The organism is Bradyrhizobium sp. WBOS07, assembly GCF_024585165.1.
Classification (GTDB): domain Bacteria; phylum Pseudomonadota; class Alphaproteobacteria; order Rhizobiales; family Xanthobacteraceae; genus Bradyrhizobium; species Bradyrhizobium japonicum_B.
Genome location: NZ_CP029008.1, coordinates 1,027,006 through 1,041,271 on the forward strand (window position 1 = coordinate 1,027,006; position 14,266 = coordinate 1,041,271).

Sequence of the window (14,266 nt, forward strand, 5' to 3'; positions counted from 1 at the left end):
CGGCCTTGTGATAGGCCGCCTTCGTTTGGGCTTCTACTCACTTCGCAGTGAGCCATTGTTCACAAATCCGCGCTTACGCCGCGAGCTTGCGCAGCACGTAGTGCAGGATACCGCCGTTGCGGTAGTAGTCGAGCTCGTCCAGCGTATCGATGCGGCAGAGCAGCGAAACGCGCTGCAACGAGCCGTCGCCGGAGACGATCTCCGCGGTCAGCTTCTGGCGCGGCTTGAGGTCGCCGACGAGGCCGCGCAGCGTGACCTTCTCGTCGCCCTTCAGGCCGAGCGAGGACCAGGAGGTGCCTTCCTCGAAGGTCAGCGGCAGCACGCCCATACCGACGAGGTTGGAGCGATGGATGCGCTCGAAGCTCTGGCAGATCACGGCGCGCACGCCGAGCAGGCGCGTGCCCTTGGCCGCCCAGTCGCGCGAGGAGCCGTTGCCGTATTCGGCACCGGCGAACACCACCAGCGGCACCTTCTCTTCCTGGTACTTCATCGCGGCGTCATAGATCGACATCTGCTCGCCGTCGGGCCAGTGCTTGGTGAGGCCGCCTTCCGGAATGTTGCCGTCGGCGCCCTTCAGCATGAAGTTCTTGATGCGGATGTTGGCGAAGGTGCCACGCATCATCACTTCGTGGTTGCCGCGGCGCGTGCCGTACTGGTTGAAGTCGGCAGGACGCACCTGGTGCTCGCTGAGATACTTGCCCGCGGGCGAGGTGAGCTTGATCGAACCGGCCGGCGAGATGTGGTCGGTGGTGATCTTGTCGCCGAACATGGCGAGGATGCGCGCCTCGACGATATCGGTGACCGGCTCCGGCTCCTTCTTCATGCCGTCGAAATAGGGCGGGTTCTGCACGTAGGTCGAAGACATGTTCCAGCGATAGGTCTCGCTCTCGACCGTCTTGATCTTGCGCCAGTTGGTGTCGCCCTTGAACACGTCGGCGTACTTCTTCTTGAAGATCGACGCGGTCACGAACTTCTTCATGAAGGCGTTGATCTCCTTGGTCGTCGGCCAGATGTCCTTCAGGTACACCGGCTTGCCGTCCTTGCCCTCGCCGAGCGGCTCGGTGGCGAGGTTCTTGGTGACGCTGCCGGCGAGCGCATAGGCAACGACCAGCGGCGGCGAGGCCAGGTAGTTCGCCTGCACGTCCGGCGAGACGCGGCCTTCGAAGTTGCGGTTGCCGGAGAGCACGGCGGCCGCGACCACACCGTTGTCGTTGATCGATTTCGAGATCTCTTCAGGCAGCGGACCGGAATTGCCGATGCAGGTGGTGCAGCCGAAGCCGACCAGGTTGAAGCCGACCTTGTCGAGATAGGGCTGCAGGCCGGAATTGGCGAGATATTCGGCGACCACCTGGCTGCCCGGGGCGAGCGAGGTCTTCACCCACGGCTTGGCCTTGAGGCCCTTCGCCGCGGCGTTGCGCGCCAGCAGGCCGGCGCCGATCAGGACGCTCGGATTTGAGGTGTTGGTGCAGGAGGTGATCGCGGCGATCACGACGTCGCCATGGCCGATGTCGAAGTTCTTGCCTTCGACCGGGAAGCGCTTGGTGGGCTCCTCGGCCTTCTTGTACTCGCTGCCGAGCGCAAGCGAGAAGCCCTCCGCGACGGTCGGCAGCGCGATGCGGCCTTCGGGGCGCTTCGGGCCGGCCATCGACGGCACGACGTCGCCGAGGTCGAGGGTCAGCGTTTCCGTGAACACCGGATCGGGCGACTTGGCGGTGCGGAACAGGCCCTGCGCCTTGGCATAGGCCTGCACCAGCGCAACGCGCGCCGAGGCACGGCCGGAGGTCTTGAGATAGTCGAGCGCGGCGGCGTCCACGGGGAAGAAGCCGCAGGTCGCGCCGTATTCAGGCGCCATGTTGGCGATGGTGGCCTTGTCGGCGACGGAGAGGTGGTCGAGACCGGGGCCGAAGAACTCGACGAACTTGCCGACCACGCCGAGCTTGCGCAGCATCTGCGTCACGGTCAGCACGAGGTCGGTGGCGGTGACGCCTTCCTTCAGCGCGCCCTTCAGCTTGAAGCCGACGACGTTGGGCAGCAGCATCGACAGCGGCTGGCCGAGCATGCAGGCTTCCGCCTCGATGCCGCCGACGCCCCAGCCGAGCACGGCCAGGCCGTTGACCATGGTGGTGTGGGAATCGGTGCCCACGAGCGAATCGGGATAGGCGACCTCGAAGGTGCCGGTCTTCTTGCCGACCGTCATCTTCTCCTTCTTGGTCCAGACCGTCTGGGCCAGGTATTCCAGGTTGACCTGGTGGCAGATGCCGGTGCCGGGCGGCACCACCGAGAAGTTCGAGAACGCCTTCTGGCCCCACTTCAGGAACTCGTAGCGCTCCTGGTTCTGCTTGTATTCCTCGGTGACGTTCTTGCCGAAGGCCTTGTTGTCGCCGAAGAAGTTCACGATCACGGAATGGTCGATGACGAGGTCGACCGGCACCAGGGGATTGATCTTCTCGGCATCGCCGCCGAGCTTCTGCATCGCGTTGCGCATCGCGGCGAGGTCGACCACCGCCGGCACGCCGGTGAAGTCCTGCATCAGCACGCGCGCCGGGCGGAACGCGATCTCATGTTCCAGCGACTTCTTGCGCAGCCATTTGGAGACGGCGACGATGTCCTCTTTCTTGACCGAACGGCCGTCCTCGTTGCGCAGCAGGTTCTCGAGCAGCACCTTCATCGAATAGGGGAGTTTGGAAATTCCCTTCAGACCATTCTTCTCGGCCGTGGGCAGGCTGTAATAGACGTAGGTCTTGGCGCCGACCTTGAGGGTCTTTTTGCATTTGAAGCTGTCGAGCGAGGTCATGTAGGAATCCCAATTGTTAGCTATACCCGGCAGGGTATCTTAACACCGTCAGCGTATCAGGCTGGGCCGCTTGCAGGGGCAGGTTGAGTTGCTGCATCAAGTAGTTCCGGGCTTATAGAAGCTTTCTAACCGCACCGCCACAGCCACAATCGTGCCGCAGCAATCGCGAGCCAAAAATTCCCATGCGCTACCCCAAGTTTTCCTGAGGCCCGGCTTTGAGTGAATTGAAACGAGGCGAGATGCGGCTCTCCGGACAGGGAGTTGCCTGCGTGCGGGGCGGCCGCCAGGTGTTTGCCGGGCTCGATTTCGCCGCGGTCTCCGGCGAGGCCGTGGCGGTGGTCGGCCGCAACGGCTCGGGCAAGACCTCGCTGCTGCGGCTGATCGCGGGCCTGCTGGTGCCGGCGGGCGGCCAGATCGCGCTCGCGGGCGGCGATGCCGAGCTGACGCTGCCCGAGCAGTGCCATTATCTCGGCCATCGCGATGCCCTGAAGCCGGCCCTCAGCGTGGCGGAGAACCTGACCTTTTGGGCTGATTTCCTGGGCGGCGAGCGCGGTGACGCCGCCGCGACCCTCGCCACCGTCGGGCTCGACCATGCCACCCATCTGCCTGCGGGCTTCCTCTCGGCGGGCCAGCGCCGCCGGCTGTCGCTGGCCCGCCTGCTGACCGTCCGCCGCCCGGTCTGGCTGCTGGACGAGCCCACCAATGCGCTAGACGTTGCCGGCCAGGACATGTTTGGCGGCCTGATGCGCGAGCACCTGTCGCGCGGCGGCCTCATCGTCGCGGCGACCCATGCCCCGCTCGGGATCGAATCGCGGGAGCTGCGGATCGGGGGTGCGGCGTGATTTCCCTGCACCCTCAGCTTTCCGAGCGGCTGGGCACCGGCCTCTCCGTTCCCTCGCCTCTCTCCTCTGGGGGAGCCTTCGTCGTCGAGACACCCTCTCCCCGGCCCTCCCTCGCAAGCGGGGGAGGGAGCGCACCGCCCCTGGGGCGCGCCGGAGCCACCCCATGACCGCCCTGTCTGCCCTCATTCGCCGGGACATCCGGATCGCGCTCCGCGTCGGCGGCGGGGCGCTGATCGGGGTGCTGTTCTTCCTGACCGTGGTGGTGCTGATGCCGTTCGCGGTCGGGCCGGATCTGGCGCTGCTGTCGCGGCTGGGGCCGGCCATCCTCTGGCTCGGCGCGCTGCTGGCGAGCCTGCTGACCCTGGACCGGCTGTTCATGGCCGACCACGAGGACGGCTCGCTCGACCTGATCACGATGAGCCGGACCCCGCTGGAACTCGCCTGCGCCGCCAAGGCGCTGGCGCATTGGCTGGCGGCGGGCCTGCCGCTGATTGTCGCAACCCCCGTGCTCGGCCTGCTGCTCAACCTCGACATGGTCGCGACCGGGGCGGTGGCGCTGACGCTGCTGGCGGGCACCCCGGCGCTGACGTTCACCGGCATGATCGGCGCGGCGCTGGCGGTCACGCTGCACCGCGGCGGCCTGCTGATGGCGGTGCTGGTGCTGCCGCTGTCGATTCCGGTGCTGATTTTCGGGGTTGCGGCCTCGCAGGCCGTGATCGTCGGCCCGATGACGTTCGGCGCGCCGTTCTCGATCCTGTGCGCGCTGTCGCTGGTCAGCCTCGTGATCGGTCCCTTCGCAGCTGCAGCGAGCCTGCGCCACGGGCTCGATTGAGATGCACGCGACCGGCCTTGACCCCGATCAACTTTCGCCCCGCGCTTTCGTGCTGATTGCCTGAGCGGCCATCGATGATTATCAGGGTACCATGTCACTGATCGACCTCGCCAACCCCACGCGGTTCCTCGCGCTGACAGCGCGGGTCCTGCCGTGGCTCGCGGCCGCGACCGTCGTCCTGCTCGCGATCGGTCTCTATCAAGCCGCGCTCGCGCCCGACGACTACCAGCAGGGCGCGACGGTGAAGATCATGTTCATCCACGTGCCCAACGCCTGGCTGTCGATGTTCGTCTGGGGCGTCATGAGCATCGCCTCGCTGGGCACGCTGGTGTGGCGGCATCCGCTCGCCGACGTCGCCGCCAAGGCGGCTGCTCCGATCGGCGCCGCCTTCACCTTCCTGGCGCTGCTTACCGGCTCGCTGTGGGGCCGGCCGATGTGGGGCACCTATTGGGAATGGGATGCGCGGCTGACCTCGGTGCTGATCCTGTTCCTGATGTATCTCGGCCTGATGGCGCTGTGGCGCGCGGTCGACGATCCCTCGCGCGCGGCACGCGCCGCCGCGGTGCTGACCCTGGTCGGCGCGCTCAATCTGCCGATCATCAAATTCTCGGTCGACTGGTGGAACACGCTGCACCAGCCGGCCTCGGTGATGCGCATGGGCGGATCGGCCCTCGACAAATCGTTCCTGATTCCGCTGCTGGTGATGGCGGTCGCGTTCACGCTGCTGTTCGTGACGCTGCATCTGGCGGCGATGCGCAACGAGATCCTGCGCCGCCGGGTCCGCTCCCTGCAGATGATGCAGGCGAGCCGCGTCGCATTCTCGAGCGAGATGGGCGCCGGCTCGCACGGGCAAAATGCGAACGAAGTCGGGGCCGCATGATGATGTCGCTCGGTCCCTATGCATCCTTCATCGTGACGTCCTATGCGGCGGCGGCGTTCGTGGTCGCGATCCTGATCGGCTGGATCGCGCTCGATTATCGCAATCAGACCCAGCGCCTGCGCGAGCTGGAGGAGCGCGGCATCACGCGCCGGTCCGGCCGCAGTGCGACGGACCTGCGATGAGCGATCAACCCGCCTCCGCGGCGCCGCAGCGCCGCACCTTCCTGATGGTGCTGCCGCTGATCGCCTTCATCGGCCTTGCGCTGCTGTTCTGGTTCCGGCTCGGCAGCGGCGATATCTCACGGATTCCTTCGGCGCTGATCGGCCGTCCGGCGCCGCAGACCATTTTGCCTGAGCTCGCGGGATTGCAGGACAACGGCGCGCAGGTGCCGGGCCTCGATCCCGCCGCGTTCAAGGGCAAGGTCAGCCTCGTCAATGTGTGGGCGTCCTGGTGCGTGCCGTGCCACGACGAGGCGCCGCTGCTGACCGAGCTCGCCAAGGACAAACGCTTCCAGCTGGTCGGCATCAATTACAAAGACGCCGCCGACAACGCGCGCCGCTTCCTCGGCCGCTACGGCAACCCGTTCAGCCGTGTCGGCGTCGACGCCAACGGCCGCGCCTCGATCGAATGGGGCGTCTACGGCGTGCCGGAGACATTCGTCGTCGGCCCCGAGGGCACCATCGTCTACAAGCTGGTCGGCCCGATCACGCCGGACAATCTGCGGACGGTGCTGATGCCGCAGATGGAGAAGGCGTTGAAGGCCGGCTCGTAAGCCATCTCGTGCCCCGGACGCAGCGCAGCGATCCTTCATCGATGCGCCTGCAGAGCCGGGGCCCATGTCACCACGACGTCACGTTTGGAAAGAGACTGGGTCCCGGCTCGCGCTTCGCGCGTCCGGGACACGGGACCGTCAGCCCTTGCTGATGTCCCCCGCCTCGGCCTCGCTCCTCTCCAGCGACACCGGCTCGAGATGGTAGCGTTTCGTCAGCGGCATCTGGGCGATGGCGAAGATCATGGTCAGCGGGGTGACGCCGAACACCTTGAAGTTCACCCAGAAGTCCGTGCTCTGGGTGCGCCAGATGATCTCGTTCAGCACCGCCATGCCGGCGAAGAACAGCGCCCAGCGCAGCGTGAGGATGCGCCAGCCCTGCGGCGTCAGGTTGAACACCTGGTCGAACATCACGGCGATGAAGGAGCGGCCGAACAACAGGCCGCCGCCGAGGATCGCCGCGAACAGGCCGTAAATGATGGTCGGCTTGAGCTTGATGAAGGTCTCGTCGTGCAGCACCAGGGTGAGCGTGCCGAACACCAGCACGATCACGCCCGTCACGATCGCCATGATCGGAATGTGGCGCGTCACTACGTAGGACGCGACCATCGCGATTGCGATCGCCACCATGAAGGCCCCGGTCGCGGCGAACAGGTTGAACTTCGCGTTGACGAAGAAGAACACGAGCAGCGGACCGAGCTCGGTCGCCAGCTTGAACAGCGGATGCGGCTGGGTCTTGTCCATTACCTGACCTTTGTTGCTGTCATGCCCCGCGCAGGCGGGGCATCCAGTACGCCGTGCCGCCGATTGTAGACCACAGGCGACTCGGAATACTGGATCCCCCGCCTTCGCGGGGGATGACGAAAGAAACCTATGACTCGATTCCGGCGATGGCGCGGGCGAAATCACGCGCGGTGAAGGGCGCGAGATCGTCGACGCCTTCGCCGACGCCGATGAAATGCACCGGCAGCTTGAACTTCTCGGCGAGCGCCACCAGGATGCCGCCGCGCGCGGTGCCGTCGAGCTTGGTCATCACGAGGCCGGTGACCCCGGCGGTGCGATGGAACGCCTCGACCTGCGACAGCGCATTCTGGCCGACGGTGGCGTCCAGCACCAGCAGCACGGCATGCGGCGCAGTGTCATCCACCTTGCGGATGACGCGCACGACCTTTTCGAGCTCGTTCATCAGCTCGGCCTTGTTCTGCAGACGCCCGGCGGTGTCGATCAGCAGCACGTCGATGTTCTGCTCCCTGGCCGCCGTCAGCGCGTTGAAGGCGAGGCTTGCGGAATCCGAGCCCTGCGCGCCCGCGATGACGGGCGTCTTCGTGCGCTCGCCCCAGACCTTGAGCTGCTCGATCGCCGCCGCGCGAAACGTGTCGCCGGCGGCGAGCATCACCTTGCGGCCTTCGGAGGCGAATTTTTGCGAGAGCTTGCCGATCGTGGTGGTCTTGCCGGAGCCGTTGACGCCGACCACGAGGATGACGAAAGGCTTCCTGGCCGCATCGATCACGAGGGGCTTCGCCACCGGCGCCAGCACCTTCTCGACCTCGGTGGCGACGACGTCCTTGACCTCGTCCGTCGAGATCGCCTTGTCGTAGCGGCCGGTGCCGACCGCATCCGCAATGCGCACCGCGACGGAGGTGCCGAGATCGGCGCGCAGCAGCACGTCCTCGATGTCGTCGAGCATGGCGCGGTCGAGCTTGCGCTTGGTGACGAGGTCGGCGACCGCGGTCCCGAGCGAGGACGAGGTGCGCTTCAGCCCGTTGGACAGGCGGCGCCACCAGCTCAGCTTGGGGGTCTCGGAGGTGGTATCGTTCATGGAGGCGTGTTAGCCGTTCCCGCTTCCAAACGAAAGTCTTGCAATTGCTCGATGTTCCCCAATTGACGGCTGACGAGATCTTGAGCCGCGTGCTCCATCGCGACGGCCTGATGCTGGTCATCGACAAGCCGGCCGGCCTGCCGGTGCATCGCGGCCCCAAGGGCGGTCCCAATCTGGAGGATTCCTTCGACGCGCTGCGCTTCGGCCTGCCGCGCCCGCCGGTGCTGGCCCACCGGCTGGACAAGGACACCTCCGGCTGCCTCGTGCTCGGCCGCCATCGCAAGGCGACCGCCTCGCTCGGCCTCCTCTTCAAGCACGGCAAGATCGGCAAGACCTACTGGACCGTGGTCGAGGGCGGCCCCACTGACGACGAAGGCACCATCGACATGCCGCTGGGACGGCTCAATGCCGAGCGCGGCTGGTGGCAGAAGCCCGATCCGGAAGGCCAGAAGGCCGTCACGAATTGGAAAGTGATGGGCCGCGGCGACGGCTTCACCTGGCTCGCCATGGAACCAGTGACGGGACGGACCCATCAATTGCGGGTGCATTCGTCGGCCACCGGCTGGCCGATCTTCGGCGACAACATTTACGGCAACGGCCCGCGCTTCGGCGAGCCGAAGCTGCACCTGCATTCCCGCGAGATCGTGGTGCCGATCTCCCGGAACAAGGAGCCGGTCCGCGTCGTGGCGCCGGCGCCGGCGCACATGCACGAGAAGCTGAGGGCTTGCGGCTGGAACGGGGAGTAGCTGCCGCTGGTGTTCACCTCTCCCGCTCGCGGGAGAGGTCGCGCCGAAGGCGCGGGTGATGGTTCTTTCTCCCGGGAATGTCCCGTTGCGGAAACACCCTCTCCCCGACCCTCCCCCGCAAGCGGGGGAGGGAGGCCAACGCATTCGCAGCGGAAGCTCGCCAAGCTCTCCGCCCCATGGTTTACGAAACCTTCAGTTCTCGTCCCTCATGATCGCGATTGCTTAGAACAAGCTTCCGTCAATTCGCTCAGGACGAGCAACGCGTCATGTCCACGGCCGGGCTATCGATCATCGACGAGGTCGAATCCGCGATTCGCGCCGGCTCGCCGGAGAAGGGCCTGGCAACGGCCCGCCGGGTCACCGACCTGTTCCTCACCTCCGCCGGCAGTTTCGACGACGAGCAGATCGCGCTGTTCGACGACGTGCTCGATCGCCTGATCGGCACCATCGAGCTGCGCGCGCTCGCCGACATGGGCGCACGCATCGCGCTCGCCGAGATCAGCGCGCAGCTGGCGCCGGTCGCGCAGGCGCCGCCTTCCGTGATCCGCCGCCTCGCCGGCAACGACGAGATCCGCATCGCCGGTCCCGTACTGCAGGAATCCGCCCGCCTCGACGACAGCGAACTGGTGAAGATCGCATCAGCCAAGGGCGAGCCGCATCTGCTCGCGATCGCCGGCCGCTGGTGGCTGAAGGAGATCGTCACCGACGCGCTGCTGGCGCGCCGCTATCCCAGTGTCAGCCGCAGGATCGCCGCCAATCCCGGCGCGCGCGTCTCCGGGAGCGGATTCGCGCTCATGGTCGCCCAAGCCGAGGCGGATCCTGAGCTTGCCGTCAGCGTCGGCGTCCGCGTCGACCTGCCCTCGGAGCTGCGCCGCCGATTGCTGCGCTCGGCCACCGATGCCGTGCGCGCCCGCCTGTTGTCGCGCGCACCGCCACATCTGTTCGAGGAGATCCAGAGCGCGATCGCCGCCATAGCCGTCGGCGTCGAGCGCGAGATGTCGGGTGTTCGCGATTTCGAAGGCGCCAAGCGCGCCGTCGCAGGCCTCAAAGCCACCGGCCAGCTCAACGAGGCGACGCTGCTCGGCTTCGCCAGGCAGCGGCGTTACGAGGAGACCGCCGCCGCCCTGGCCGCCTTGTCCGGCTCGACCGTCGAGGTGATCCGTCCACTGATGCAGAGCCTGCGCGACGACGGCCTCCTGGTGCCGTGCAAGGCCGCCCAGCTCAGCTGGGAAACCGCCATCGCCGTGCTCGAAAGTCGCTTCGCCACCGGCGCGATGAAGCCCGCGGACCTCGCGCGAGCGCAAGCGCATTATGCGCGGATGACGGCGGAGGATGCCAAGCGGACGCTGCGGTTCTGGCAGGTGCGGGCGTCGTAAATTCTGTTTGGTGGATGCGGCGTTGCACGGTTTTCCCTCTCCCCTTGTGGGAGAGGGTGGCTCGCCGCGTAGCGGCGAGACGGGTGAGGGGTATCTCTCAGCGCGCGAGCCGCTCGCAATGGCGTATGCTGAAACAACCCCTCATCCGGCGCTTCGCGCCACCTTCTCCCACAAGGGGAGAAGGGAAAAGCAACGAGCTACGCAGTCAGCCGTTCGCCATCACTGCCGGTGATCGTCCGCGGCACGACGCTGCCGACGCGCTCGCCTGCAATCGCCACCGGCAGGTAATGCTCGGTGCGGCCCTGCGCCTCGCTCTCGATCAGCACCTGCCGCGTCTTTCCCACCTCTGCTTGCAGCCGCTTGCGCAGCGCCGCTTCGCCTGCCGCGCGCAGCCGTTTCGCACGCTCCTTGACCGCCGGCCCCGCCACCTGCGGCATCCTTGCGGCCGGCGTGCCCGGGCGGGGCGAATAGGGGAAGACGTGCAGGAATGTCAGGCCGCATGCCTCGACGAGATCGAGCGAACGCGAGAACATCTCTTCCGTCTCGGTCGGGAAGCCCGCGATGATGTCGGCGCCGAACACGACGTCGGGGCGCAGGCGGCGGACCTGGTCGCAGAACGCGATCGCGTCCTGCCGCGAATGCCGCCGCTTCATGCGCTTCAGGATCATGTCGTCGCCGGATTGCAGCGACAGGTGCAAGTGCGGCATCAGCCGAGCGTCCTCGGCGATGGCATCGAGCAGATCGTCATCCGCCTCGATCGAATCGATCGAGGAGATGCGCAGGCGCTTCAGCTCCGGCACGTGCCGCAAAATCTGCTTCGTCAGCAGGCCGAGCTTGGGCGCGCCCGGCAGGTCGGCGCCGTAGCTGGTGAGATCGACGCCGGTCAGCACGATCTCGGCATGGCCGCGCATCGCCAGCGCCCGCACCTGCTCGACCACCGCGCCCATCGGCACCGAGCGCGAATTGCCGCGGCCATAGGGAATGATGCAGAAGGTGCAGCGATGGTCACAGCCGTTCTGCACCTGCACGAACACGCGCGGCAGGCCGCTCGCATAGCCGTCGACGAGATGCGGCGCCATCTCCCTGACAGCCATGATGTCGCTGACGGCAATCTTCTCGCAGGCGCCGAGGTCCAACGCGCTGCGCGTCTCCTGCCACGCAGACGCGCGCATCTTGTCGTCATTGCCGAGGACGCGATCGACCTCGGCCATGTCGGCGAACATCGCCGCTTGCGTCTGTGCCGCGCAGCCGGTCACGACGATGCGCGCGCCGGGCCGTTCGCGCTTCAATTTGCGGATCGATTGCCGCGCCTGCGCCACCGCCTCGTTGGTGACCGCGCAACTGTTGATGACGATGGTGTCTTCGAGCCCGGCAGCTTCGGCTTCGCGGCGCATTACCTCGGCCTCGAAGGCGTTGAGGCGGCAGCCGAAGGTGACGATGTCGACGGCCATCAGGCGACCGGCGCAAACAGCGCCGGATCGAACTTGCCCTCATATTCGAAGGTCGCGGTGCCCGTCATCAGCACGTGGTCGTCGCGCTCGCGCCATTCGATGCCGAGCTTGCCGCCGGGCAGCGTGATCTCGACATTGCGCTCGGCGCGCTTCAGCCGGGCCGCGGCCACGGCCGTGGCGCAGGCCGCCGAGCCGCAGGCCCTGGTCAGACCGGCGCCGCGCTCCCAGGTGCGGATCGTGATGTGCTTGTCATCGACGATATGGGCGAGCGTGATGTTGGCGCGCTCCGGGAAGATCGGATGGTTTTCCAGCAGGGGACCGAAGCGGGCGAGATCGTAGCCGTCGACGTCGTCGACCCAGAAGATCGCGTGCGGATTGCCCATGCTGACCACGGAGGGCGAATGCAGGATCGGATTGTCGATCGGCCCGATCTGCAATTCGATGTAGCGGGTGTCGCGGAACTCTTCCGCCAGCGGAATGTCCTGCCAGCCGAACTTCGGCGCACCCATGTCCACGGTGTAGAGATCGGGCGACGGACCCTGCCAGGCGTTGAGCAGGCCCGCAGCGGTCTCGAACGTCGCACTGGTCTGCCCGGTCTTCTCGAAGATGCGGCGGACCACGCAACGCATGCCGTTGCCACAGGCGCCGGCCTCCGAGCCGTCATTGTTGTAGATGCTGATGAAGGCCTCGGTGCCGCCCAGCCGCGGCCTCGAGAGCACCATGAGCTGGTCGTAAGCCACGCCGCCGTTCGCGGACGCCACCGCGCGGGCGTCGTCCGGCGTTACCCGGCCAGCGGAATCGCGCATGTCGACAACGACGATCTCGTTGCCGATGCCGTTCATCTTGGCAAATGCGTGGTTGGCCAGCGCGCTCATGAAAATTCCCGAATTTCGCCCGTCTTATATGGCGATCCTTGGCCCTCTTGGCCAGTGATTTGCGGTCGGCGGCATGACGCATCTGTCATGGGACGAATTCCGCACTCGCGTGTTAGAACGGCGCCGCTCGCCGCGAGCCGGGATGCGGGGCCGGGCTCGAGCCGGATGAGGCCTTGGTGGGCAAGGTCTTGGTGATTAAGGCCTTGGTGGTAAAGGCCTTGGGGAGAATGAAATGATCGGGTTTCGTCGTCTTGCTCTGGCCGCGCTGATCCCGGCAGCGGCCTTGTCGCTTGGCCTGCCTGAGGTTCTGGCGCAAACCCCAAGCCCCGCAACGTCAAGCCCGGCACCGGCCGCCTCCGCAAGTCCCTCGCCGGCCCCGTTGGCGACCCCCTCCCCGGCCGCGAGCGCATCGCCCGCACCTGCGGCAGCGCCATCGCCCGCAGCCAGCGCTTCGCCGGCACCTGCCGCAACGCCCTCCCCCGCCGCCAGCGCCTCACCCTCGGCCAGCCCAACGGCCCGCCCAACGGCCCCGCCACCGGAGGCCGCCGCAACCCCCGCCCCGGTGCAGACCGCCGATCCGTTCGGCCTGGAGACCACGCTCGAGGCCAGGAAGGTCGTGATGGTCAAGGGCACCGCGAACTGGGACTCGGCCTTCGACACGCTGATCGACGCTTTCAAGGCGCTGAACACGCTCCTGGACAAGCAGGGTATCAAGGCGGCCGGCAATGCGATGGTCGTCTACACCTCGACCGACGACACCGGTTTCACCTTCCTGGCCGAGATCCCGGTCGAGCAGGACCCCAAGAACTTGCCCAAGGACATGAGCATCGGCAAATCGCCGGAGGGCAAGGTGCTGAAATTCGTCCATCGCGGCTCCTACGACAACATGGACAACACCTACGAGGCGATCACCAATCACCTCGACGACAAGAGACTGGAGGCCAAGGACACCTTCATCGAGGAATACCTCACCGACCCCCTGAAGACCGTTGAAGACAAGCTGGTGATCAACGTTTTCGTGCCGCTGAAATGAGAATCATGAAGAACCCTGCCATCCTTGCTGCGTCCCTTGCCGCCGTTGTTGCCGCCGCGCTGCCGGCAACGCCTGCGCTCGCCGATGATTTCCCGTCCGCCATTTCGGTGAGCGGCGAAGCCAATGTCTCCGTGGCGCCGGATCTCGCGCAGATCGACGCCGGCGTCGCCAACGACGCCAAGACCGCGAAGGAAGCCTCCGACGCCAACAACGCCGCGATGGGCAAGGTGCTGCTGGCGCTGAAGGGCGCCGGCATCGCCGAGAAGGATTACCAGACCTCGCGCCTGTCGCTGCAGCCGCAATACGGCCAGAACAGATCCACCGGCGCATCCCCGGTGGTCGGTTTCCGCGCCAGCAACCGCGTCACCGTGAAGATCCGCGACGTCACCAAGGTCGCTGCCATCATCGACACGCTGGTCGGCGCCGGCGCCAACGACATCGGCCACATCTCCTTCGAGGTAACGCAGGCCTCGAAGCTGCTCGACGATGCGCGTGAGCAGGCGGTCGCGGACGCACGGCGCAAGGCGGAGATCTACGCCAAGGCAACGGGCGTGACGCTCGGCGCCCCGCTGAGCGTGTCCGAGGGCGGCGCGCCGGTGCCGCTGTTCAAGCCGCGGATGGCCGACCGAATGGCCGCAGCCCCGCAGGCCGCGGTCGCGCCGGGCGAGGAAACGCTGTCGGTGACGGTGAATGTGAGCTGGGCGATCAAGCAAGGGCAGTAAGACGCACGCTGCCGGCCAAGAATACAATTGTCGTCCCCGCGCAGGCGGGGACCCATAACCACAGAGAGTGGTTATCGCGCGACGCAGGTCACTCCGAATCTTCGCCAAACTTCCCCCTGTGGTTATG

At 66.5% G+C, this 14,266-nt stretch carries 14 protein-coding genes; 9 read left to right on the plus strand and 5 right to left on the minus strand.

The features are described 5' to 3' along the window. Positions 1 to 73: 73 nt before the first annotated feature. Positions 74 to 2,794 carry an aconitate hydratase AcnA gene (acnA, locus tag DCM79_RS04835; protein ID WP_028133286.1) on the minus strand — a complete coding sequence of 907 codons (2,721 nt, stop codon included), beginning with the start codon at positions 2,792 to 2,794 and terminating at the stop codon, positions 74 to 76. A gap of 239 nt (positions 2,795 to 3,033) precedes the next feature. Here acnA and ccmA point away from each other — a divergent pair, with 239 nt between their 5' ends. From ccmA to DCM79_RS04860, 5 genes are all read left to right on the plus strand, one after another. Beyond that, positions 3,034 to 3,636 (plus strand): heme ABC exporter ATP-binding protein CcmA, encoded by a 603-nt coding sequence (ccmA, locus tag DCM79_RS04840; protein WP_257178883.1) that lies wholly within the window; start codon positions 3,034 to 3,036, stop codon positions 3,634 to 3,636. A 163-nt stretch (positions 3,637 to 3,799) separates the two neighbouring features. Continuing rightward, positions 3,800 to 4,468 carry a heme exporter protein CcmB gene (gene ccmB, locus DCM79_RS04845; protein WP_028150494.1) on the plus strand — a complete coding sequence of 223 codons (669 nt, stop codon included), beginning with the start codon at positions 3,800 to 3,802 and terminating at the stop codon, positions 4,466 to 4,468. Between the two features lie 91 nt (positions 4,469 to 4,559). Continuing rightward, complete coding sequence (locus tag DCM79_RS04850) at positions 4,560 to 5,348, plus strand: heme ABC transporter permease (protein WP_257178884.1); 789 nt, start codon at positions 4,560 to 4,562, stop codon at positions 5,346 to 5,348. Continuing rightward, positions 5,345 to 5,530, plus strand: a complete 186-nt coding sequence (gene ccmD, locus DCM79_RS04855) for a heme exporter protein CcmD (RefSeq protein WP_257178885.1) — start codon at positions 5,345 to 5,347, stop codon at positions 5,528 to 5,530. Before DCM79_RS04850 ends, ccmD begins: the two co-directional genes overlap by 4 nt. Continuing rightward, complete coding sequence (locus DCM79_RS04860; protein ID WP_257178886.1) at positions 5,527 to 6,120, plus strand: DsbE family thiol:disulfide interchange protein; 594 nt, start codon at positions 5,527 to 5,529, stop codon at positions 6,118 to 6,120. The genes ccmD and DCM79_RS04860 overlap by 4 nt, the downstream gene beginning before the upstream one ends. Positions 6,121 to 6,258: 138 nt before the next feature. On the opposite strand, the gene DCM79_RS04865 is transcribed toward DCM79_RS04860, so the two are convergent. Further along, complete coding sequence (locus DCM79_RS04865; RefSeq protein WP_257178888.1) at positions 6,259 to 6,861, minus strand: septation protein A; 603 nt, start codon at positions 6,859 to 6,861, stop codon at positions 6,259 to 6,261. Between the two features lie 127 nt (positions 6,862 to 6,988). Beyond that, positions 6,989 to 7,936, minus strand: coding sequence for a signal recognition particle-docking protein FtsY (gene ftsY, locus DCM79_RS04870; protein WP_257178889.1), 948 nt, complete (start codon positions 7,934 to 7,936; stop codon positions 6,989 to 6,991). Positions 7,937 to 7,980: 44 nt separating this feature from the next. Between ftsY and DCM79_RS04875 the strand changes: the two genes are divergently transcribed. Then, positions 7,981 to 8,682 carry an RluA family pseudouridine synthase gene (locus DCM79_RS04875; protein ID WP_257178890.1) on the plus strand — a complete coding sequence of 234 codons (702 nt, stop codon included), beginning with the start codon at positions 7,981 to 7,983 and terminating at the stop codon, positions 8,680 to 8,682. A gap of 266 nt (positions 8,683 to 8,948) precedes the next feature. Beyond that, entirely contained in the window at positions 8,949 to 10,058 is a 1,110-nt protein-coding gene (locus DCM79_RS04880) for a DUF2336 domain-containing protein (RefSeq protein WP_257178891.1), read from the plus strand. Positions 10,059 to 10,255: 197 nt separating this feature from the next. Here DCM79_RS04880 and mtaB read toward each other — a convergent pair whose 3' ends face one another. Beyond that, positions 10,256 to 11,509 (minus strand): tRNA (N(6)-L-threonylcarbamoyladenosine(37)-C(2))-methylthiotransferase MtaB, encoded by a 1,254-nt coding sequence (gene mtaB / locus DCM79_RS04885; RefSeq protein WP_257178892.1) that lies wholly within the window; start codon positions 11,507 to 11,509, stop codon positions 10,256 to 10,258. After that, positions 11,509 to 12,384: a diaminopimelate epimerase gene (gene dapF / locus DCM79_RS04890; RefSeq protein WP_257178893.1), complete on the minus strand. Its 876-nt coding sequence runs from the start codon at positions 12,382 to 12,384 to the stop codon at positions 11,509 to 11,511. The genes mtaB and dapF overlap by 1 nt, the downstream gene beginning before the upstream one ends. A gap of 232 nt (positions 12,385 to 12,616) precedes the next feature. Here dapF and DCM79_RS04895 point away from each other — a divergent pair, with 232 nt between their 5' ends. Both DCM79_RS04895 and DCM79_RS04900 read left to right on the plus strand, forming a co-directional pair. Further along, entirely contained in the window at positions 12,617 to 13,417 is an 801-nt protein-coding gene (locus DCM79_RS04895; RefSeq protein WP_257178894.1) for a GyrI-like domain-containing protein, read from the plus strand. Then, entirely contained in the window at positions 13,414 to 14,139 is a 726-nt protein-coding gene (locus DCM79_RS04900; RefSeq protein WP_257178895.1) for an SIMPL domain-containing protein, read from the plus strand. The genes DCM79_RS04895 and DCM79_RS04900 overlap by 4 nt, the downstream gene beginning before the upstream one ends. The last annotated feature ends 127 nt before the right edge of the window (positions 14,140 to 14,266 follow it).